At 56.6% G+C, this 21,250-nt stretch carries 15 protein-coding genes; 11 read left to right on the forward strand and 4 right to left on the reverse strand.

Annotated elements, in window-relative coordinates; all coding sequences use genetic code 11:
- Window positions 1-32 precede the first annotated feature (32 nt).
- On the forward strand, window positions 33-1,154 hold the full coding sequence (locus tag AP059_RS18850; RefSeq protein ID WP_177332414.1) for an OpgC domain-containing protein: 1,122 nt from the start codon (window positions 33-35) through the stop codon (window positions 1,152-1,154).
- Window positions 1,155-1,214: 60 nt separating this feature from the next.
- Here AP059_RS18850 and AP059_RS18855 read toward each other — a convergent pair whose 3' ends face one another.
- Window positions 1,215-2,636, reverse strand: a complete 1,422-nt coding sequence (locus AP059_RS18855) for an amino acid permease (protein WP_048362654.1) — start codon at window positions 2,634-2,636, stop codon at window positions 1,215-1,217.
- A 370-nt stretch (window positions 2,637-3,006) separates the two neighbouring features.
- Between AP059_RS18855 and AP059_RS18860 the strand changes: the two genes are divergently transcribed.
- The 3 genes from AP059_RS18860 to AP059_RS18870 all read left to right on the forward strand — a co-directional run bounded on the left by AP059_RS18860 (window position 3,007) and on the right by AP059_RS18870 (window position 7,778).
- Window positions 3,007-6,105: a transglycosylase domain-containing protein gene (locus AP059_RS18860; protein ID WP_059764943.1), complete on the forward strand. Its 3,099-nt coding sequence runs from the start codon at window positions 3,007-3,009 to the stop codon at window positions 6,103-6,105.
- A 309-nt stretch (window positions 6,106-6,414) separates the two neighbouring features.
- Entirely contained in the window at window positions 6,415-6,996 is a 582-nt protein-coding gene (locus AP059_RS18865) for a PadR family transcriptional regulator (protein WP_059764945.1), read from the forward strand.
- Window positions 6,993-7,778, forward strand: coding sequence for a siderophore-interacting protein (locus tag AP059_RS18870; protein WP_059764947.1), 786 nt, complete (start codon window positions 6,993-6,995; stop codon window positions 7,776-7,778). The genes AP059_RS18865 and AP059_RS18870 overlap by 4 nt, the downstream gene beginning before the upstream one ends.
- Window positions 7,779-7,884: 106 nt before the next feature.
- On the opposite strand, the gene AP059_RS18875 is transcribed toward AP059_RS18870, so the two are convergent.
- Both AP059_RS18875 and AP059_RS18880 read right to left on the reverse strand, forming a co-directional pair.
- Window positions 7,885-8,550 (reverse strand): Pr6Pr family membrane protein, encoded by a 666-nt coding sequence (locus tag AP059_RS18875; RefSeq protein ID WP_059764949.1) that lies wholly within the window; start codon window positions 8,548-8,550, stop codon window positions 7,885-7,887.
- Between the two features lie 7 nt (window positions 8,551-8,557).
- Entirely contained in the window at window positions 8,558-8,788 is a 231-nt protein-coding gene (locus tag AP059_RS18880) for a VF530 family DNA-binding protein (RefSeq protein WP_048362649.1), read from the reverse strand.
- Window positions 8,789-9,008: 220 nt separating this feature from the next.
- On the opposite strand from AP059_RS18880, the gene AP059_RS18885 reads away from it, so the two are divergent.
- The 7 genes from AP059_RS18885 (at window position 9,009) to AP059_RS18915 (ending at window position 20,324) form a co-directional block, all read left to right on the forward strand.
- Window positions 9,009-11,045: a TonB-dependent receptor gene (locus tag AP059_RS18885; RefSeq protein WP_059764951.1), complete on the forward strand. Its 2,037-nt coding sequence runs from the start codon at window positions 9,009-9,011 to the stop codon at window positions 11,043-11,045.
- Window positions 11,046-11,225: 180 nt separating this feature from the next.
- Complete coding sequence (locus AP059_RS18890; RefSeq protein WP_059764953.1) at window positions 11,226-12,197, forward strand: L-tyrosine/L-tryptophan isonitrile synthase family protein; 972 nt, start codon at window positions 11,226-11,228, stop codon at window positions 12,195-12,197.
- A 48-nt stretch (window positions 12,198-12,245) separates the two neighbouring features.
- On the forward strand, window positions 12,246-13,097 hold the full coding sequence (locus AP059_RS18895) for a TauD/TfdA dioxygenase family protein (RefSeq protein WP_059764955.1): 852 nt from the start codon (window positions 12,246-12,248) through the stop codon (window positions 13,095-13,097).
- 96 nt (window positions 13,098-13,193) lie between these two features.
- Window positions 13,194-14,486: a glycosyltransferase gene (locus AP059_RS18900; protein WP_131811535.1), complete on the forward strand. Its 1,293-nt coding sequence runs from the start codon at window positions 13,194-13,196 to the stop codon at window positions 14,484-14,486.
- A gap of 210 nt (window positions 14,487-14,696) precedes the next feature.
- Window positions 14,697-16,079, forward strand: coding sequence for a carbohydrate porin (locus AP059_RS18905; RefSeq protein WP_082706835.1), 1,383 nt, complete (start codon window positions 14,697-14,699; stop codon window positions 16,077-16,079).
- 135 nt (window positions 16,080-16,214) lie between these two features.
- The gene (locus tag AP059_RS18910; protein WP_059764957.1) at window positions 16,215-18,632 is read left to right on the forward strand and encodes a glucose/quinate/shikimate family membrane-bound PQQ-dependent dehydrogenase; all 2,418 of its coding nucleotides are present in this window, start codon (window positions 16,215-16,217) and stop codon (window positions 18,630-18,632) included.
- A 516-nt stretch (window positions 18,633-19,148) separates the two neighbouring features.
- Window positions 19,149-20,324, forward strand: a complete 1,176-nt coding sequence (locus tag AP059_RS18915; RefSeq protein ID WP_059764959.1) for an MFS transporter — start codon at window positions 19,149-19,151, stop codon at window positions 20,322-20,324.
- On the opposite strand, the gene AP059_RS18920 is transcribed toward AP059_RS18915, so the two are convergent.
- Window positions 20,321-21,238 (reverse strand): DUF6708 domain-containing protein, encoded by a 918-nt coding sequence (locus AP059_RS18920; protein WP_059764961.1) that lies wholly within the window; start codon window positions 21,236-21,238, stop codon window positions 20,321-20,323. The two genes, AP059_RS18915 and AP059_RS18920, sit on opposite strands and share 4 nt — an antisense overlap.
- Window positions 21,239-21,250: the final 12 nt, after the last annotated feature.

The raw sequence follows: 21,250 nt of genomic DNA on the forward strand, positions 1-21,250 counted from the left end.
TTTATTAAATTTTGACCTGAGTACTCACCGTGATAATCCAAGGACGCGACCAGCGCATCGACTTTTTTCGCGGACTGGCGTTGATTTTCATCTTCTGGGATCACATCCCGCACAACCCGTTGGCCGAACTCACGGTGCGCAACTTCGGGTTCAGTGATGCCGCAGAAATCTTTGTGTTTCTGGCTGGCTATGCCGCCGTACTCGCGTACGGAAAAATAGGCCAGCGGGACGGTTTTCTGTTGGCCGGGATCAAAATCTTGCGCCGTGCCTGGGTGCTCTATGTGGTGCACATTTTCTTGCTCGCGGTGTTGATGGGCATCGTGTTCTTTGCCAACAACCACGTCGAAACCCGCGATTTGGTGCAAGAAATGGGCTTGCAGTACTTTTTGAGTAACCCACAGCAAGCGCTCACTGATGAGCTGCTGCTGCGCTTCAAACCCAACCTGATGGACCCGTTGCCGCTCTACATCCTGCTACTGCTGGGTTTGCCCCTGGTGTTGCCGTTGTTACTGCGCAAAACAGCCTATGTGGTGGGTGCTTCATTGCTGCTTTACCTGGGCGCACCGTACTGGAATCTGGCAGCACAAGAAGGCGGAGTCTGGTTCTTCAACCCAATGGCGTGGCAGTTTTTGTTTGTGCTGGGCGGCGCGGCTTCCGTGCAGGCTCAGCGCAACATCGGCTCCGGGCAACGAGCGCGCTGGCGCCAGCCTCTTTTTATCGGTGCGGCGCTTTACATAGTGCTTACAGGCGTATTGGCACTGTCCTGGAAGTGGCCACAGCTACACGATGCGTGGATGCCACTCTGGCTGGGCGAGCACCTGTATCCGATCAGCAAAACCAACCTTTCACCCGTTCGCTTGCTGCATTTTTTGGCATTGGCCTACGTGGTCGCCAAAATCGTCCCGCACACTGACTGGCTGAATCGCGGGCTGGCTCGCCATACCTGCCGCATGGGCCGTTACTCACTGGAAGTGTTTTGTCTGGGCGTGATTCTGGCGCCGTTGGCCGACATGCTCAATGCACTGGGAGGGGATACGTTTGCGATGAAGCTTTTCAGCGCCCTGCTGGGCGTCGGGATCATGGCCATACTGGCCACATGGCTGGACTGGTACAAACGGTTGGGCAAGCAGGCACCGACTGCGTCGAGCCGCTGAGTATTCATGGGTAGGAGCGAGCGCGCTCGCCCCTACCGCTGCCTCAACTGTATTACGCGCTTATGAGGCCGAGCTTACGACTGCAGGGGTCGTGTGCTTAGGCTGCAACTTGAACACGTAAAACAGAACCGTCAGCAAGATCAAGAACGCCGGGCCAACAAACAAAGCCACTCGCGTCTCAACGAAGTAAGCCATCAGCCCTACCACAAAGAACAAGAACGCCAGTGCAGCATACGAGCTGTACGGGTACAGCCACATCTTGTACTTCAAGGCAGCCGCTTCTTCCTTGCTCAGATTTTTACGAAAGCGCAGTTGCGCCAGCAAGATCATCAACCAGGTCCAGATCGCACCGAAGGTGGCAATCGCCGTCACCCATACAAACACTTTCTCGGGCGCCAGGTAGTTGAGGACCACGCCCAGCAGCAACATTGCAATCGACAGCAACAATGCCTGACGCGGCACACCATTTTTCGAGGTGGTGCCGAAGTTGGCGGGCGCCTGACCGTTCTGCGCCAGGCTGTAGAGCATACGACCGGTACTGAAAATGCCACCGTTGCATGAGGACAGCGCGGCCGTGATCACCACAAAGTTAATGATGCCCGCCGCGGTTTTAATGCCCAGACGCTCAAAGGTCATGACAAACGGACTGCCTTGGGTGCCGATCTCATTCCACGGGTAGATCGACAGGATCACAAACAGTGCGCCGACGTAGAACAGCAGAATGCGCCAGAACACCGAGCCAATCGCACTGGGAATGGTCTTTTGCGGGTTCTTGGCTTCACCGGCGGTCAGGCCGATCATTTCAACGCCCAAGTAGGCGAACATCACCATTTGCAGGGACATCAACACACCCTGGATGCCGTTTGGCAGAAAACCGCCGTGGGCCCAAAGGTTGGAAATACCCAGTGCAACGCCATCGTTACCAAAACCAAACGCGATGATGCCAATGCCACCGAGCACCATCGCAATGATGGTTACGATTTTGATCAGTGCAAACCAGAACTCAAACTCACCGAAAGCCTTGACCGCGATCAGGTTGATCGACCCCATGCTGATCAGCGCAGCAAGCGCCCAGATCCAGCGCGGTACATCGGGAAACCAGATCCCCATGTACACCGCCACGGCGGTAATTTCCGCGACACAGGTCACCAGCCATAAGAACCAGTAGTTCCAGCCCGTCAAAAAGCCCGCCAATGGGCCAAGGTAATCTTGTGCGTAGCGGCTGAAAGAGCCAGCTACCGGATTGTGCACGGCCATTTCGCCGAGGGCGCGCATGATCACCAGGATGGCCAGGCCACCGATGATGTAGGACAGCATGATGGCAGGGCCTGCCATTTCAATTGCTTTGGCCGAACCCAGGAACAGGCCTACGCCGATACAGGCGCCGAGCGCCATCAAGCGAATATGACGTTCGCCCAGTTCGCGCTTGAGCGGACCGCCTTGTGCGGTTTCGCCTTGGGGCTGGTGGTTGCCGACTGGCATAAAAGTACAACCTCATATTGTTATTGGATGTGGCATCAATCGGGCGTTCTATCAAGCCGGGCGTGTCACCTGGCTCCCCTCTTGATCGGCCCTGACCTTGTGGGTCGACAGGTCAAAAGGGAAATGCCCTACTGAGATCGGCGGCGAGTATTGCACAGCGTTGGTGCACAGTCATTCCCCTACCTAGGACGTATTTACCTACTTTAAAGGCTCTATTCCTACACTTTCAGACGCATGCCCCGTCAGCCGGGGCCAGCATCACCCGTCGGAAAAGCATTTCTGCAGCGCCAGCACAAAGTTTTCGCCTGCCTCACTCAACGTCTACGCTTCACATAAGCGCAGCCAAAATGCGTATGTGGATCGGTCGATTATGGGCGCACTGTGGCATTCCAATTCCAATCAAAGCGCAGGGCCAAAACCGTCAGTGGAGCATGTGCTGCCCCCACCGCAAAGGCCCGGCGGACGGCGCTATGGCTGGATTTTGGTGAGCGTTTTGTCACTCGCAGGCCTGGCCGCAATCAGCCTGATGGTCGTCAAAGAAGTACGCACCTCCGCCCTTCAGGCGCGTGAGTTCAGTCGCTTTGCCGCGTCCCTGAGTTATTCGATGCAGGCAGGTCCAAGCGACTCGATGCTGTACCCCGGTGCGGGACCTTTTGACAAGCGATTGGGCTACAGCGCTTTGGGCGACTTTTTGCCGCGCTTGTTAAAACGTAATTACGTGATTGCTGAACAAACTCGCTTCTCGCCAGAGCTGTTGAGCTACAGCAAAAAAGGGTTTTTCGTACCGTACTCAGAAAAAATTCAAGCTGGACTTTCCATTACTGACTGCTCCGGCGCACCGCTCTATCAGTACAACTACCCGCAACAGCTCTATTCGAACTTCGCCAGTATTCCGCCAGTGGTGGTGCACAGCTTGTTGTTTATCGAAAACCGCGACCTGCTTGACCCCAAGGAGCCGTTGGCCAACCCCGCCGTGGATTGGCCGCGTTTTGCCATGGCCGCGTGGTCGCAGGTTGCAAAAGTGCTGCACATGCCTGGCCAATCAGCGGGGGGCAGCACCTTGGCCACGCAACTCGAAAAATACCGTCACTCGCCAGATGGCCTGACGCTGTCCGGCAGTGAAAAAGTGCGGCAGATGATCTCCGCCAGCGTGCGGGCCTATCAGGATGGGCCTGATACCCTGCAAGCCCGCCAGGCCGTGGTACGAGACTATCTCAACAGCGTGCCGCTCTCAGCGGTGCCGGGGCATGGTGAAGTCCACGGCATGGCTGAAGGATTACGGGTGTGGTACGGCGCCGATTTCAATCACGTCAATCAACAATTGGCCAGCACTGCCAGTGACCCGCAAAGCCTTGCATCCCGCGGCCTGGCATTACGAGAAGTGCTGTCGCTGATGATCGCCCAGCGCCGCCCTTCGCATTATTTGGCCAAAGGCCGCGAAGAATTGGCGCAATTGACCGACAGCCACATACGCCTGCTGGCGCAGAACAACGTCATTGATCCCGCATTAACGGCTGCGGCGCTGGCAAGCAAAGTAACCTACCGCAACTGGAATACAGCGCCGACGATACAGCCCATCGAAACCAACAAAGGCATCAGCGTGGCGCGTGGCCGTCTCTCGGCGCTGCTCAAGCGCCCGCTGTACGACCTCGATCGCCTTGATCTGTCCGCTACCAGCACATTGCAAGCCGACTTGCAGCGCGAAGTCAGTCACTACCTGCGTCAACTGGCCGACCCCGCTTTTGCCGGCAAGCTGGGATTGCTCGGCGAACGTTTACTGACGCCCTCCAGCACTGCGCAGGTGCGTTACAGCTTCACCTTGTTTGAACTGACACCCGATGGCGCCCGCGCCAGGGTCCAAACCGACAGCACCGATCAGCCTTTTGACATTAACGAAGGCAGCAAACTGGAGCTGGGCTCGACCGCCAAACTGCGGGTCATGACCACTTACCTGCAAATCATGGCCGAGCTGCATGATCGCTACGGCGCTCAGTCCAGCGCCAACTTGAAGAAAGTCCAGATCAATGACCAGGACCGCTTGAGCCGCTGGGCGCTGGATTACCTGATCCGGGACCCCGGCGCCAGCCTGGCGAACATGCTCGATGCCGCGCTCAACCGCCAATACTCCGCAAGCCCCGGCGAAAGCTTCTTCACCGGTGGCGGCATGCATCACTTTCACAACTTCCGCAATCAGGACAATGGCCGCAACCCGACCCTGCGCGAGGCCATCCGCGAGTCTATCAACCTGCCCTTCGTTAGGCTGATGCGCGATGTGGTGCGTTACACCACGTATCAGGCGCCAAGCAACAGCGCCGAACTGCTCAAAGACGACCTCAATCCGCGTCGTCAAGAATACTTGAGCCGTTTCGCCGATCGCGAAGGCACCACCTACATGCTCAAGTTCTGGAAAAAATACAAAGGTAAAGACACCCAGGCGCGCCTCGACACCTTTCTGGACAGCATGCACCCCACCGCCATTCGCATGTCCGCGGTGCACCGCTACCTGTTCCCGCATGCTGACCAGGCCACCTTTAACAGTTTCGTGCGCTCACACCTGCGCAGCGACAAGATCCCCGACGATCGCCTCATCAAGCTTTACCAAAGCTACGGCCCTGGCGCCTATGACCTGCCTGACCAAGGTTACATCGCCAAAGTCCATCCGCTGGATCTGTGGCTGATGGGGTATTTACTGAACAACCCGCAGTCCACCTTCCAGCAAGCCGTAGCGGCAAGCCAATTCGAACGTCAGGAGGTTTACAGCTGGTTGTTTAAAAGCCGGCACAAAAGTGCTCGTGATAGCCGGATTCGTACCATGTTGGAAATCGAAGCATTCCTCGATATTCATCAGCGCTGGCAAAAGGTCGGCTACCCGTTTGACCACCTGGTGCCATCACTGGCCACGGCCTTGGGCAGCTCGGGGGATCGTCCGGCAGCGTTGTCAGAGTTGATGGGCATCATCCTTAACGATGGCGTGCGTTTGCCGGTGTTACGCATTGATACCCTGCATTTCGCCGCCGATACGCCTTATGAAACCCGCCTGATCAACGACCCCGACAAAGGCGAACGGGTGATGCCGAGCGAAGTGGCCACGGCCCTGCGTGAAGCCCTTTCAAACGTAGTGGACGCCGGTACTGCGCGCAGGGTTTCGGGCAGCTTCAAACAAACCGACGGCAGCATACTGGCCATGGGCGGCAAAACCGGGACCGGTGATAACCGCATCGAAGCCATGGGAGCGGGCGGACGCATCCTCAGTTCCAAGTCGATCAATCGCACGGCAACTTTCGTGTTTTACATCGGCGAACACCACTTTGGCACCCTGACTGCGTTTGTCCCTGGACGCTCGGCCGAAGCCTTCAAATTCACCTCCGCCCTGCCAGTGCAAGTCCTCAAGGGCATGGCCCCGATCCTCACGCCGTACCTTCAACCCGCCACTCACACCTTGTGCCATCCGCCTACCGCCCAGTTGTAATCATCCATAAACCCGGCACTGCGGCGCGGCTCTTCAGCGGCTTGTGAAACTGCCGAGGTTGGCGTAGCCCTTGCCGAGCCTAGGTTCGATTGCAAAGCGATCATTTACCCGATCACTACTGGGGTGCCGCTGGACGTGCAGCCTGGTATTGCTCGTCAACGGCAGGTTTTACGCATGTGATGCTGGGCCGGTCGCTACAGTCTCTAGCGTCGATCAGCACATGAGAATAATTACCGTTCATCGCCTCTGCTTGAACAGGCTTAAGATATATCTTAAGTTGTATCTGACTTTTACAGAGAGCGAAGAGAAATGAGAGAACATCATCATCCTCATCACCGCGAGCACGGTGTTGATCCCGACGGTTTTGAGAAACGTCCCGGCCGCGAACGCGCAGGCCGCGGCCCACGGGTATTCGCCCCTGGCGATTTGAAATTACTGCTGCTGGCGCTTATCGCCGACCAGCCTTGTCACGGTTACGACTTGATCCGCCAAATCGAAACGCTGTTCGACGGCGCCTATAGCCCCAGCCCCGGCGTGATCTACCCGACCCTGACCTTCCTTGAAGAAAGCGAAATGATCGCCGGCGATACCGAAGGCGGTAAAAAACGCTATACCGTCACCGACGCCGGTCGTCAGTCACTGGCCGAGCAAACCATCGCGCTGGAAGGCGTGCGCATGCGCATTGATGTAAGCAAGCGCTCGCTGCGCGGTCACGACCGACCGGCTGAAATCCACGAAGCCGTGCACAACTTGCGGCACGCGTTACAAATGCACCATGGCCGCTGGAACCCGGAAGAAATCCTGCGCGTTCGCGACCTGCTCAACAACACCGCCAAAGCCATTGTCGATGGCCCTGTCACTGCATTGTCATCGCAGGAGAACGCTGAATGAATGCCATCGCCCCCCAGACCATTCACCGGGTCATGCATGAAATAAAACGCCGCAAACTTGAGGTGCTCCGGGTGACCGACCTGACACCCCGCATGCGCCGTATTACCGTAGGCGGACCTGAGTTGGCCGGCTTCATCAGCCTGGGCAGCGATGACCACGTCAAGTTGTTCTTCCCGCAGAACGCCGAAGAACAGGCGGCACTCGAAGGCCTGGAACTCAGTGCCGGGTTGAAGAGCAAAAGCATGCCTGCGATGCGCGACTACACCCCGCGTCGCTACGACCTGCACACCCTCGAACTGGACATCGACTTTGTGCTGCATGGCGACGGACCTGCCTCTACCTGGGCGGCCCAGGCCACACCGGGGCAGTACCTGCACATTGGCGGTCCGCGTGGCTCAATGGTGGTTCCCGATATCTTCGATAGCTACCTGCTGATCGGCGACGAAACGGCCATCCCCGCCATCGCCCGACGCCTGCAAGAGCTCCCCGCCAATCGCCGTGCACGGGTCGTGGTAAACATCGAAAACGCAGGGGAAGAGCAACCCTTTGACAGCGCTGCAACGGTTGAAGTGATCTGGGTGCATCGCGACCAGCCGAATGAAGACCTGCTCAAGACCGTTGAACAATTGAAGATGCCTGAGGGCGAGTTGTATGCATGGGTGGCAACCGAAAGTGCACTGGCGCGCAAGGTGCGTCGTGTGCTGCTCGACACCCATGGTTTGAATGACGAGTTTGTAAAAGCGGTCGGCTACTGGCGGTTGGACGACAGCGCCGAAGATTAATCGACCGCGTACGAGCCGCTTGGTTTGACGGCGGCTCCGCACCCGCACGCAGCCTCGCGTTGCTCGTCAGCGGCTACATCGGGTGCAGCCCCCCGTCATCTGCTGATTAAGCGGGTGTTGCAGGCCGCTTCCATCGGTCCAGCCCCACCACAATGACGGCCACGGTTATGAACCCCGCCAAAATTGCGCTGGCATTGATAAATGTCAGCGCATACCCCAGCTTCTCAACGTCCACAAACGGATACGGGTACACACCCAGCAGATGCCCGCGCAACAGGATGTAGGCGAAATACAAAATGGGGTACAGCGCCCATAACCCGATGTGCCGGATGCGTAACGCGCCTTTGGGTACGCAAAACCACCAATACAGGGCGAAGAGTACTGGCATTACGTCATGCAGCACTTCATTGGCCAGCCACTGCAAACCCTGGGGCTGCCAGAGATTACGCAGCAGCACACTGTACGCAACGCCCACCACAATGATGCTCACGCAAACACCGCTGCTAATCCGTGGCTGCAAGAAGAACCTTCTGACCCCTGACTCACGCCCCGTTGCCTCGCAGGTCAAAACTACCGCCGCCAGGGTGTTAGTCAGAATGGTGAAAAAACTGAAGTAGTTCACCAATCCCCCCAACACGCTAGCGCCTGATGTCCAGCGGGCCAGCAACACCAGATCCAGCTGCAACGCCAACCCGCTCCATCCCACCATCGCCAGCAGGGTGCACAGCGTGCGTGTGGCGGTGGCGCTCACTCTCGTCGGGGGATTGTTCATCGGCGAATCAAATATCGCGCTTGGTGCGGGCGTATTTCACATACAGCTTTTCAACTTTTTCCCGCGCCCAGGGCGTTTTCCTCAAGAACGTCAGGCTCGACTTAATGCTCGGGTCGCTTTTGAAACAGCGAATATCAATGCGCTCAGCCAGCCCTTCCCACGTGTAATGCGCCACCAGCGCCGTAAGGATTTGTTCCAGCGTCACGCCGTGCAATGGGTTGTTAGTGGGTTCAGTCATGCCGAGCCTTAAGAAAGCAAAAGAGAGAAAGTCGCGCACCTTAGCCGAGCACTCGCTCAGGGGGAAGTGCATTTGCCACGCACAGCTTAGCCGTGACTGGAGAGGTGAGATGAAAGTTCCCCTTGGTTACCTTAATAGTGATGTTATATTGTAACCAATGCTTTCCAATCAGAGCGTATCTCGCGCGCCTTTTACGTCTAACCCTTCCAAGGAACTTGCAATGTCGTCCCCCGCCTTCCCACGCCATCTTCGCCGTCTACGCCTGACCCCACTGGCTACCGCCCTGCTCGTTGCCTCCCCGGTATATGCCCTTGAACTGCAACCCCAGGTGATTACCGGCAACCCGCTTGGCAGCAGCCAGTTGGCATCACCGACCACCGTCCTGGAGGGTGACGACCTGACCTTGCAACAACAAGGCAGCCTCGGTGAAACCCTGAACAAGCAACCGGGTGTGTCCTCGTCCTACTTCGGGCCCGGAGCCAGCCGACCGATTATTCGTGGCCTGGACGGTGACCGCATTCGCATTCTGCGCAATGGCGTCGGGGCGCTGGATGCCTCATCCCTGTCTTACGATCACGCCGTGCCGCTGGACCCGGTGAATGTCGAACGGGTGGAAATTGTGCGCGGCCCCGCCGCCTTGCTGTACGGCGGCAATGCCATCGGTGGCGTGGTCAACACCTTTGACAATCGCATCCCGACTGAGGCCATCGAGGGCATTCAGGGTGCGGGAGAATTGCGTTACGGCGGTGCAGACACCACGCGCAGTAGCGCAGGCAAACTGGAAGCAGGCGATGGCACTTTCGCCCTGCACCTGGATGCCAACGCCCGCGAGTTTAACGACCTGAAAATCCCCGGTGATGCGCGCAGTCGTCATGCACCGGCAAGTGAAGACGGCGACGATAAAAAAGGCCGTTTGGGCAACAGCAATGGCCGTCAGGACGGCGGCGCGGTGGGAGGTTCTTACACATGGGACGACGGTTATGCCGGCCTGTCCTACAGCAACTACGACGCCAATTACGGCTCACCCGCCGAACAAGACGTGCGTATTCGCATGAAGCAGGATCATTACGCGTTTGCCTCCCAATTGCGCAACCTGCAAGGCCCCTTCAGCTCGCTGAAATTCAACGCCGGTTACACCGACTATGAACACCGCGAAATCGAAGGCGGCGAGGTCGGCACCACGTTCAAGAACAAAGGCTACGAAGCCCGTGTTGAAGCGCGGCACGTGCCCTTGGGCCCGCTGAATGGTGTGGTGGGTGCTCAGGTCAACCGCAACGAGTTTTCTGCCCTGGGCGAAGAAGCGTTCGTACCGCACACCGACACCAACAGTGGCGCCCTGTTCATCCTCGAAGAACTGCAAACCACCGAACGCTTGAAGCTCAGCCTGGGCGCTCGTCTGGAGCACACCGTGGTCGACCCGGATGCCAAGGGTAACGAACGCTTTTCAGCGGCTGATCGCTCTAAAAGCTTCACCGCAGGCAGCGTGTCGTCGGGTGCAGTCTTCACCCTGACTCCGATTTGGTCGTTGGCTGCCACCCTGGGCTACACCGAGCGCGCCCCTACGTTTTATGAGCTGTACGCCAACGGCGCGCACGTTGCGACCGGCACTTATGAAGTTGGCAACGCAAACCTGTCAAAAGAAAAAGCCGTCTCCAGCGACCTGGCCCTGCGTTTCGATAACGGCACCCACACGGGCAGTGTCGGCGTGTTCTACAGCCACTTTTCCAATTACATCGGCTTACTCGGCTCGGGTCGTACGTTGAATGACGAAGGTGAACCCGACGCCGATGGTATCCCGGAGTACACCTACTCCGGAGTACGTGCACGCTTCACCGGTTTTGAAGCGAAAGATCACTGGAAACTTGGTGAAAGTGCCTACGGCAAATTCGCGCTGGAACTGTCAGGTGACTACACCCGAGCCACCAACCTCGACACGGGCGAAGCGTTGCCTCGTATTGCACCACTGCGCTTGAGCAGTGGCCTGCTGTGGGAACTGGATCGCTGGCAGGCACGGGTGGACATCGAACACGCCAGTCATCAAGGGCGCGTACCGCGCAATGAGTCGGGCACTGATGGTTACACCACCTTAGGCGCCAGCGCCGGCTATCACTTTGAAGTGGGCAGCAGCCAATGGCTGGCCTTCGTCAAAGGCCAGAACCTGACCAACCAGACCGTGCGTTACGCCAGCTCAATTCTGCGCGACATAGCGCCTGCGCCAGGGCGTGGCATTGAGGTCGGTTTACGCACCACCTTCTAAACCTGCTCACCTGGACTGAGCGTCGCGCAGCCCTTCTGCGCGGCGCCATCGGAGGCTCTAGAACAGGCTTTTTGCCACTAATGCGAGACTAAATAAAAGCAACATTTCGCTTTATCGCTACGCTCTTTCTCCGTTCTCACCTTGTAACTAGATTTATCCCACAGAGAACTTGGAGTCGTTATGCACGGAAGCTGTAGCACCACCGCCTCACACATCCTTAATGAAATACTGCATTACCGCCGTCGTTTCTCAGGCAGCGATCAAGATATTTCCCTCGAAAACGACATCGTTACCCTCACCCAATTGCCGCGCATTCAGACCTTTATCAGCGCCAACCTGCCCATTCACTTCATCTTGCCAGCCTTCCCGGCCAAGTCCCCGAACCCCAATAAAGTGCTGGGTGCTGTCCCGGACATGGCTGAAAAACTTGCCCTGACGTTTCTCAATTCATTGTGCGAAAACATTAAGAGCCACTACGCACCCGGCGCACGCCTGACCATTTGCTCGGATGGCCATGTATTTTCTGACTTGATCAACGTCAGTGACGCCACGATCAACACCTACCAGAACAAGATCAAAGCGCTGATCAAGGATGAACAGCTGTCACACCTGGACGTACTGAACCTGGGTGATATCGAAGAGTTCTCGGCCTTGACCGATGACTACGATGTGCTGCGCAGCACGTTGCTGGAAGGCTACGCCGACCCGCTGCAAGACATTCGCGAGCACCTGATCAACGACGAGGACGGCACCCGCCTGTACCGCGCCATCACCCGGTTCATGTTTGAGGACGGTTTAACGCCGGATTACCAGGGCTCAAAAACAGCGCTGCAACGTGACGCCCGCCAACGCGCCTATGGCGTGATTCAAAGCAGTTGGGCCTGGGGCAACCTGCTGGCGCAGTGTTTCCCGGATGCCATTCGCCTGTCGATTCACCCGCAACCTACGTCGAGTTTAAAAATGGGCATTCATATGCTGCCCACCAAGGATGACTGGTTGACGCCCTGGCATGGCACAGCCGTGGATGTGGACGGCACCTTTGTGCTGATGAGAAAAACCGAAGCCATGGAGCTGAATGCCGAGCCGGTGTGGGTCGATGGCAACCACAGCCACTACTCGCTCGACTCGCGCAAGTCAGCCAAATGCGCATGAGAAGCACGGATGCTTCTGAATTTTCGCAGTCTCATACGGTAAACAGTGATGCAAAACACACCTGTTTTTAACGTCAGTGCACATTCGCCTTTTGGCCTGATGATCACACCTGCCTGCAACGGGCAAACGGTCGAGCAACTGGATGTCAGCCAGCTCATCGCTCTGGCACGCGAGCATCACTTGCTGATACTGCGCGGGTTTGCACCGACCTTCGTCGATTCACCGAGTTTCACCCGCTTTGCCGAGCAGTGGGGAGCGATCAAGATGTGGCCCTTTGGCGCGGTGCTTGACGTCAAGGAGCACCCGGACGCCACCGATCATATTTTTGATCACAGCGGCGTGCCCTTGCACTGGGACGGTATGTACAAGCCGACCATTCCTGAATTTCAACTGTTCAATTGCCTGCATGCCCCAGCAGAGGATGAAGGTGGCCGTACGACCTTTCTCGATACTGAGGCGCTGTTGGCCCATACCCCGCAGGAAGTGATTGAGCGCTGGCGTGACGTCAGTGTCACTTACCGTATTCGTCAAGTGGTGCATTACGGCGGCCAAGTGTGCTCCTCGTTGCTGGTTGAGCACCCGCGCACTGGCAAGCCGGTGCTGCGTTACAACGAACCGGCTCAGGAGGGCGAGCGCTTTCTCAATCGCCATGCGTTGCAGTACCACGGTATCGAGCCGGACCAGGTGCGGGCGTTTGAACAGGACCTACAGGCCCGGCTGCATGACCCGCGCTTCTACTACGGCCATGCCTGGCAACAAAACGACGTGGTGATTGCCGACAACTTCTCGCTGCTGCACGGCCGCGAGGCGTTTACCGCACGCTCTGCACGACACTTGCAGCGGGTACACATCCACGCCGATCCCCTCTGCCACAACACCGCTTTACAGCCCGGCGCCTGACCTGGGACCGCTGCCCGTGTGCGCCAACTGCACACCCGGGCAGCGGCCAGATATCACGGTTTTACACATTGATGAACACATCGAAAGGACTTCGACATGGCACGTCTTCTGATGGCTTGCACCGCCAGCCCAGGGCATGTTTTACCGCTGCTTAAAATCGCTGAACACTTGATAGGCCAAGGCCATGAGCTGGGGGTACTGACCGGCAAACTGTTCCGCCAGCAGGGTGAACAGATTGGCGCCGAGTTTTTCGAATTCAACGAAAACATCGACTTCGATTACCGGCACGTAGACCGTCTTTTTCCGCAACGCGCGTTGCTACCTCCAGGCCCGGAGCAAACAGCTCTGGCCCTGAGGAATTTTTTTGCCGATGCCATGCCACTGCAAGATCTGCAATTGCGTCAACTGATTCAAGACTTCAAACCCGACGCACTGATCATTGAAAGCGTGTTTTATGGCGCCCTGCCGTTACTGCTGGGTCCTGTCGCCTCCCGCCCCCCAGTGATGTGCATCGGTGAAACGCCGCTAGGTCTCAGCTCGCGGGACTCGATCTTCTTTGGCCCGCGCATACCGCCCGCCGTACTGCCAATGGACTTCACGCGAGAGTCGCTGGTTATCAGCGAGCATCAGCGACTTATCGAAGAGGTTCATGACTACTTCAATCAAACACTCATCCAGCACGGGCACCCCACATTGCGTGAGGCACTCAGCGATACGCTGATCAACGACGTGGAACGCTTCTGCCAGTTGTCGACCCAAGCGTTTGAATATGCGCGCGATGACCTGCCACAACACTTGAGATTTGTCGGCCCGCTGCGCAATCCTCCAACTTCCAGAAACGCCGTCAAAGATCCATTCATCGAGGAGGATGGACGTCCGCTGGTGATCGTGACGCAGGGGACGGTGGCCAATGCCGACCTCAATCAACTGCTGCTGCCTACCTTGCGCGCGCTGGCAGGCTTACCTGTCAAAGTGCTGGCGCTTACCGGCGGCCGGGGCATCGACCCGTCCCTGATCCCCACGGCCGACAACCTGCGCGTTACCGACTTTGTGGTGTATGAACAGGTGCTGCCACACGCCAGCGTATTTATCACCAACGGCGGCTATGGCTCGATCAACAGCGCATTGGGCTATGGCGTACCGGTGCTGATCGCGGGCACCGGCGAAGACAAAGCCGAAACTTCTACGCGAGTGGTATGGACGGGGTGCGGCATTAACCTCAACTCCAGCTACCCCTCTGAGCAGGCAATTGCGCACGCCGTGCAAAAAATCATCACTCAAGCCTCTTATCGCCTCCGTGCAAAGGAGATCGCCGAAGATTTTTTACAGCATGACGCACTGGCCATTATTTCGGACGAACTCCAGCAAATGCTGGCCGAAACAGCCTGAGACGATCGGTCGCAGCACACTGTTACCAAATCCGAAATGATCCATGTCATTTAAAGTGCTGTTTCAAAAGGTTACAGCGCTTTATCATTCCATTCTTAGAGGCTGAACCGATTCACGGCGCCTCCAAATCTTCAAGGGTGCGCGCCGATCTTTACAAGACAGCGCTACCACTGCCACAGCCATACCTATAAAGACTCACTACCTCGACCTATGTCCACATTTCTGATTTTGCGCAAACACAGTGCGCTGCTTCCTATGGCCGGGCAAAAAGCCCTGAGCCTGATGGGCGGCCTTACTGCTTTCGGCCTGGCCACCTGCGTGCAGGCAACCCCGGCGTTCGACAGCGATTCCAAATGGATGTTTGGGGACTGGAACGGCACCCGTAGCGAGCTGGAGCAAAAAGGCTACGCCTTCTCCCTAGACTATGTCGGCGAGGTGGGTTCCAACCTGCATGGCGGCTATGACCACGACCGTACGGCGCGCTACAGCGATCAGTTCGGCCTGGGCACGCACTTGGATTTGCAAAAGATTCTGGGCTGGGAAGATGCCGAGTTTAAGCTGACGATCACCCATCGCAGCGGTAACAACATCAGCAACGATCGCATCAACGACCCGCGCGTGGGGGGCTTCACCTCGGCGCAAGAAGTCTGGGGCCGTGGCCAGACCACCCGCCTGACGCAGATGTGGTACCAACAGAAATTCTTTGATCAGAAGCTCGACATCAAAGTCGGCCGCTTTGGTCAGGGCGAAGACTTCAACAGCTTCCCGTGCGACTTCCAGAACCTGGCGTTCTGCGGTTCGCAGGTCGGTAACTGGGCTGGGAGCATTTGGTACAACTGGCCGGTCAGCCAATGGGCGTTGCGCGTCAAATACCACCTCACCCCTGAGCTGTATGCTCAGGTCGGTGCCTACGAGCAAAACCCGTCCAACCTGGACCGTGGCAATGGTTTCAAACTCAGCGGCAGTGGCACCCAAGGTGCCGTGTTGCCGGTTGAACTGGTGTGGACGCCAAAAATCAACGGGCTGCCAGGGGAGTATCGTGCGGGGTACTACTACAGCAGTGCCAAGGCAACCGATGTTTACAAAGATGCCAATGGTCAGGCCGCAGCCTTGAGCGGCGAAGCTTATCGCAGCAGTTCGAGCAAGCACGGCATGTGGCTGGGTGTGCAACAGCAACTGACCCGCCGCGCCAGCGATCAGTCGAGGGGCTTGAGTGTGTTCGCCAACGCCACCGTTCACGACAAGAAAACCAACCCCATCGATAACTATGTGCAGGCGGGCATCGTCTACAAAGGCGTGTTCGATGCACGGGCCAAAGACGACATCGGCTTTGCCGTGGCCAGGGTTCACGTCAACCCGGCCTATCGTAAAAACGCTCAGGCGACCAATCAGGCCCGCACGGTGTACGACTTTGACGACGCCAGCTATCTGCCGCCGCAAGACACCGAATACAGCGCCGAATTGTATTACGGCGTGCACGTCACTAACTGGCTGACCGTGCGACCGAACCTGCAATACATCCGCCATCCGGGCGGCGTCAACCAACTGGATGACGCGCTGATCGGCGGTTTGAAGATTCAAAGTTCGTTCTGATCCCTGCACGAACGACCGCGACGAGCATGAAGCTTGAAGCTGACTCACAAGGACTGACTTTACTGAATCGCCCCGCGTCGCGCCGTGTTCCACGGCCCATGCGGGAACACTATCAACGTAACGGAGAACCACACTATGAGCACTGAAGGTGCTTCAAGTCGTAGCCGCCTGTTACCGACGTTGCTCGGTATCTTGCTGCTGCTAATGGGCCTGGCCATGCTGGTCGGGGGTATCAAACTGGTCACGCTGGGCGGGTCGATGTACTACCTGCTGGCCGGTATCGGTTTTGGCCTGTCAGGCGCACTGCTGATGGCCGGGCGTCGCGCCGCGCTGGGCTTGTACGCCGTGGTGCTGTTCGCCAGCACCGTGTGGGCACTGATCGAAGTGGGCCTGGACTGGTGGCAACTGGTACCGCGCCTGGCCCTGTGGTTTGCGATCGGTATCGTATTGCTGCTGCCATGGTTGCGTCGCCCACTGTTGCGTGGCCAATCGGCCCCGGTGGCGACTGGCGCACTGAGCGTGGCCGTCGTACTGGCAGGCCTGGCTGCACTGGCCAGCCAGTTCACCAGCCCTGGTGAAATCAAGGGTCAACTGGACCGTGATGCAGTTCCCGGCATGACCAACACCGCACCGGCCATGCCGGAGGGTGACTGGCAGTCCTACGGGCGTACCGCCTACGGTGACCGTTACTCACCACTGAAAGAAATCACTCCAGAAAATGCCCACAAGCTGGTTCCAGCCTGGACATTTCGTACCGGTGACATTCCTGGCGAAGGCGATCCGGGCGAAACTACTGCCGAGAACACCCCGCTGAAAGTGAACGGCATGCTGTACGTGTGTACCCCACACAGTCAGGTGATTGCTGTTGACCCAGACACCGGCAAGGAAATCTGGCGCTACGACCCGAAGCTCAGCACGCAGAACGCGGCTAACTTCAAAGGTTGGGCACACATGACCTGCCGCGGCGTGACGTATCACGACGAAAACGCCTACGCCAAGGCCAGCACCGAGCAAAGCGCTGCCGAGCCTGCTGCTGCCACGTCGAGCAACTCGTGCCCACGTCGCCTGTTTCTGCCGACGGCTGACACGCGTCTGATCGCGCTGAACGCCGACACCGGTAAAGTCTGCGAAGACTTCGGTGACAATGGCGCAGTTGACTTGCGCCACAACATGGGTGGCTTCGCGCCAGGCGGCTACTACTCCACCTCGCCCCCTGCCGTGACCAAAGATCTGGTTGTGATTGGCGGCCACGTTACTGACAACATTTCTACCGATGAGCCATCGGGCGTGATCCGGGCGTACGACGTACGTACCGGTAAGCTGGTGTGGAATTGGGACAGCGGCAACCCGGACGCCACGGCGCCGATTGCCGAAGGCGAAACCTACACCCGCAACTCGCCTAACATGTGGTCGATGTTCGCCGTCGACGAAAACCTCGGCATGCTCTATCTGCCGATGGGCAACCAGACGCCTGACCAGTTCGGCGGCAACCGTACCGAAGATTCCGAGCGCTACGCTGCTGGCATCACTGCGCTGGACATCGACACCGGTAAAGTCCGCTGGTACCGTCCGCTTACTCACCATGACCTGTGGGACATGGACGTAGGTGGCCAACCTACCTTGATGGACATTAAAACGGCTGACGGTGTTAAACCGGCTCTGCTGGCGTCCACCAAGCAAGGCAGCATCTACGTGCTTGACCGTAGCAACGGTAAAGACATCGTACCGATCCACGAAGTGCCAGCACCGGGCGGCGCCGTTGAAGGCGACCACACCGCGCCAACCCAGCCTCGCTCCGAGCTGAACATGATCCCGCCGGTACTGACCGAACGTGACATGTGGGGCGTGACTCCGTTTGACCAGATGCTGTGCCGTATCAACTTCAAATCCCTGCGTTATGACGGCATGTACACCCCGCCGTCCTTGCAAGGTTCGATCGTTTATCCAGGTAACTTTGGCGTGTTTGACTGGGGCGGCATCTCGGTAGACCCCGTGCGTCAGATTGCATTCCTGAACCCAAGCTACATGGCCTTCACCTCCAAACTGGTCCCCCAGGCGGATGTGGCTGCAATGGGCCCACGTAAAGGCGAAACCTCGGGCGTACAACCGAACAAAGGTTCACCTTACGGCGTGATTCTGGAACCTCTGTTGTCGCCACTGGGCCTGCCTTGCCAGGCTCCGGCGTGGGGCTACGTTGCGGCGGTCGACCTGACCAACAACAACGTAATCTGGAAACACAAGAACGGCACCGTGCGTGACAGCTCGCCGGTTCCAATCCCGCTGTCGATGGGCGTTCCAAGCTTGGGTGGCACATTCACCACCGCCGGTGGCGTAGCCTTCCTGAGCGGCACCCTTGACCAGTACCTGCGTGCTTACGATGTAAGCAACGGCAAGTTGCTGTGGGAAGGTCGCCTGCCTGCTGGCGGCCAAACCACTCCAATGACCTACACCGGCAAAGACGGCACACAATACGTGCTGGTCATGGCGGGTGGTCACGGCGGCCTGGGCACCAAAAAAGGTGACTATGTCATCGCGTTCAAACTCGCCGATTAAGTAACACAGCGAGTGGCAAGCGAAGCGGCTATCGAAAGATAGCCGCTTTTTTTATGACTGACGTTTTATACAAGCCTGACCTGCGATATTCACAACGGCATGCTACACGCTATTCCAGCACCCTCTTTTTTATTAATGATGAGCCTTCGGCTATATAAACTTCAGAAATGCCCTGCACTACACCCTTTATGTAGTCCACTTCATACTGAATTTCGGGATTCCCTTACATAAAATCCTCCACCCTACCGCAGACATGGCGAGTATTAAAAACCGAGAATAGGGTTTGGCAGATAAATGCTTAATAACGAGCCTCATAGTAGTTTCCATCCTGATCACCACCGGGAAATTATGTGCTTCGGCGGGGCTTACTGCGAATCAAATAACTTTGACAACGTAGCTATCTGGGTCGGCCAAGCGTGCTGGGTGCGGCATCATTCCACGTACGAATATATTGACTGCGTTTATTAATACACGCTGCAAACCACATCAGATTTAATCCTCCTCAGAGCAACATTGATGACACCTTTCAATAGCGCCCTGCTCATGGGCATGTGTTGCTTGAGCGTATGCCTGGCGCAACTGGGCATGATGATGTATTTACCCGGCATCTCTGCCATTACGCAGGCAATGAATACCCGTAGCCACCTGACGTCACTGTCATTACCCGCGTATTTAGTGGGCATGGCTGTTCCGATGCTTATATGGGGAAAATGGGGGGCCATGTTCGGCCTCAAAAAGATCTTAATAGTGTCATTAGCTCTATTTGGCCTATGCAGTGTATTGCTGGCGATGTGTACACAGATTGAAGCGTTTATTACCTCAAGGTTGATTCAGGGGATCGGAGCAAGTGGTATGTCGGTCATCGCTCGCTCATTAACGGCACACTACTTCAAAGGCCCTGCACTTGCCAAAGCACTTTCTTGGTTATCCATTGCGTTCGTCTTCTCATTGGGAACAGGGCAATACGTGGGCGCACTCTTAATAAGTGCGGCGGGGTGGTCAGCGACATTCTGGGTACTAGGGGTAGGTGCAATCTTGCACATAGGGTGGGTGTATCGCTACTTACCCGACTCCCGGCAGGCCTGTGGCATACCCAGCAGTTGGGGTCATTATGTGATGATAATTCGTCATCTCCCCTTCCTCTTCCCTGCACTGACGGGCGGCTTGGGTTACGGGATCATAATGGGCTTCAGCACCGCGGCTCCTTCAATACTGCAAACGACCTATCACTGGTCCGTCAATGATTACGGGGCATTGGGCTGGGCGGTAAGCCTGGCGTATCTGCTGGGATCTCTAAGCATCAACCGATGGGTATTAACCTATGGGCAAAAAACACTGAGTCGCATTGCCACACGCATCATGCTGCTCGCCAGTGTATTAATGCTTATGGGATTAATGGCCAATCGTTCTTGCGCGCTGCTACTGTGGCTGCCCTACTGCGGCATCGTTTTCGGCCAAGCCATGAACTACCCCATCAGCCTGTCCAAAGCCTGCGAGTACTCGCCTGTGAGCGGCCCTTACTCAATGGCTCTGTGCGGATTTATTCATCAGTTGCTAGCAGCTTTTATTGGAACGACGGTCAGCCTGCTTACTTTGCGGCACCCATTACAACTGGCCTTAATTTGCTTGCTGCTAGCCGTCGTGGTCTGGGGGCTGAATGTCGCAAAACCCACTTCCTCACGAGACGATTAAGAGGAGCGAATACCCAATTCAGCTTCACGCTGAGCAATGGCCACTTCAAGTTCCGGGGAGCGCTTTGTCCATTGATCGGGAGGAAGGGGTTTGGACCATTCAATGATTTCAGGATCTTCAAGATCGGGGGGAGGTGAAAGTTTCCATGAATACAGCATTGCGATAAGCGGCGTACCGAACAGAAATATACCCAGCACTAACAACAGAGCCTGTCCTAGTTCACCCTTACGTACATGCTTGAATAAACGAGTGGCATGCTCGTAAAAAGCACCCCATACAGGGCCACGACCTTGCAGATTGTTTTGACCACCATCGAAACTATTGACTTGGGGCAGCACATGAGGGCCGACCTCCATATAACTGCGAATACATTCCCATAATGACTTTGCCGATTCGTTTCCGCCACAATTAAAACCCCACATAAAATGCTTATTTTTTTCTGACGCCTTCACATCCGGATTTTCGAAACCGATGAACAGTAAGCCCATCGTATTCGGCCCAGCCTGACTCAGCGACGTATGCTGCGTGGCTGCAGCTGTCACTGTCTCCCAAGGTACGATCCAATACTCACCATTTTCACGGGGCACGCAAACTTCTCGTCGTTGACGGTTGAATCGAATGGGCAAAGGGGTAGGACGTAGAAGATTAGATATAAATACAACGACAGGAATACCAATGACTACAATGACCATTATTCCAAACATATAAAACAAGCTGTCATTCCATGAGTAATACCCCATCACCAAGAACATCAGCGACATAAACCATATCACCATGACGCCCCCTCCCAAATTGAAATTACCAATATCCAAAAAAACATCATTATTACGCCAAACCATATTAACAACATCAACCGGTTTTTTTCCGGTGGGTATCGGCAAAGGCGCCAGATAATCTTGGCGAGAACAAACCATATCTTTATGCCA

The sequence above is a fragment of the Pseudomonas sp. TAA207 genome (assembly GCF_001529285.1).
Taxonomy (GTDB): domain Bacteria; phylum Pseudomonadota; class Gammaproteobacteria; order Pseudomonadales; family Pseudomonadaceae; genus Aquipseudomonas; species Aquipseudomonas weihenstephanensis.

Coding starts and splice junctions, on each gene's coding strand:
- AP059_RS18855 (WP_048362654.1), bottom strand. CDS start 2,636: ATGCCAGTCGGCAACCACCAGCCCCAAGGCGAAACCGCACAAGGCGGT.
- AP059_RS18860 (WP_059764943.1), top strand. CDS start 3,007: ATGGGCGCACTGTGGCATTCCAATTCCAATCAAAGCGCAGGGCCAAAA.
- AP059_RS18865 (WP_059764945.1), top strand. CDS start 6,415: ATGAGAGAACATCATCATCCTCATCACCGCGAGCACGGTGTTGATCCC.
- AP059_RS18870 (WP_059764947.1), top strand. CDS start 6,993: ATGAATGCCATCGCCCCCCAGACCATTCACCGGGTCATGCATGAAATA.
- AP059_RS18875 (WP_059764949.1), bottom strand. CDS start 8,550: ATGAACAATCCCCCGACGAGAGTGAGCGCCACCGCCACACGCACGCTG.
- AP059_RS18880 (WP_048362649.1), bottom strand. CDS start 8,788: ATGACTGAACCCACTAACAACCCATTGCACGGCGTGACGCTGGAACAA.
- AP059_RS18885 (WP_059764951.1), top strand. CDS start 9,009: ATGTCGTCCCCCGCCTTCCCACGCCATCTTCGCCGTCTACGCCTGACC.
- AP059_RS18890 (WP_059764953.1), top strand. CDS start 11,226: ATGCACGGAAGCTGTAGCACCACCGCCTCACACATCCTTAATGAAATA.
- AP059_RS18895 (WP_059764955.1), top strand. CDS start 12,246: ATGCAAAACACACCTGTTTTTAACGTCAGTGCACATTCGCCTTTTGGC.
- AP059_RS18900 (WP_131811535.1), top strand. CDS start 13,194: ATGGCACGTCTTCTGATGGCTTGCACCGCCAGCCCAGGGCATGTTTTA.
- AP059_RS18905 (WP_082706835.1), top strand. CDS start 14,697: ATGTCCACATTTCTGATTTTGCGCAAACACAGTGCGCTGCTTCCTATG.
- AP059_RS18910 (WP_059764957.1), top strand. CDS start 16,215: ATGAGCACTGAAGGTGCTTCAAGTCGTAGCCGCCTGTTACCGACGTTG.
- AP059_RS18915 (WP_059764959.1), top strand. CDS start 19,149: ATGACACCTTTCAATAGCGCCCTGCTCATGGGCATGTGTTGCTTGAGC.
- AP059_RS18920 (WP_059764961.1), bottom strand. CDS start 21,238: ATGGTTTGTTCTCGCCAAGATTATCTGGCGCCTTTGCCGATACCCACC.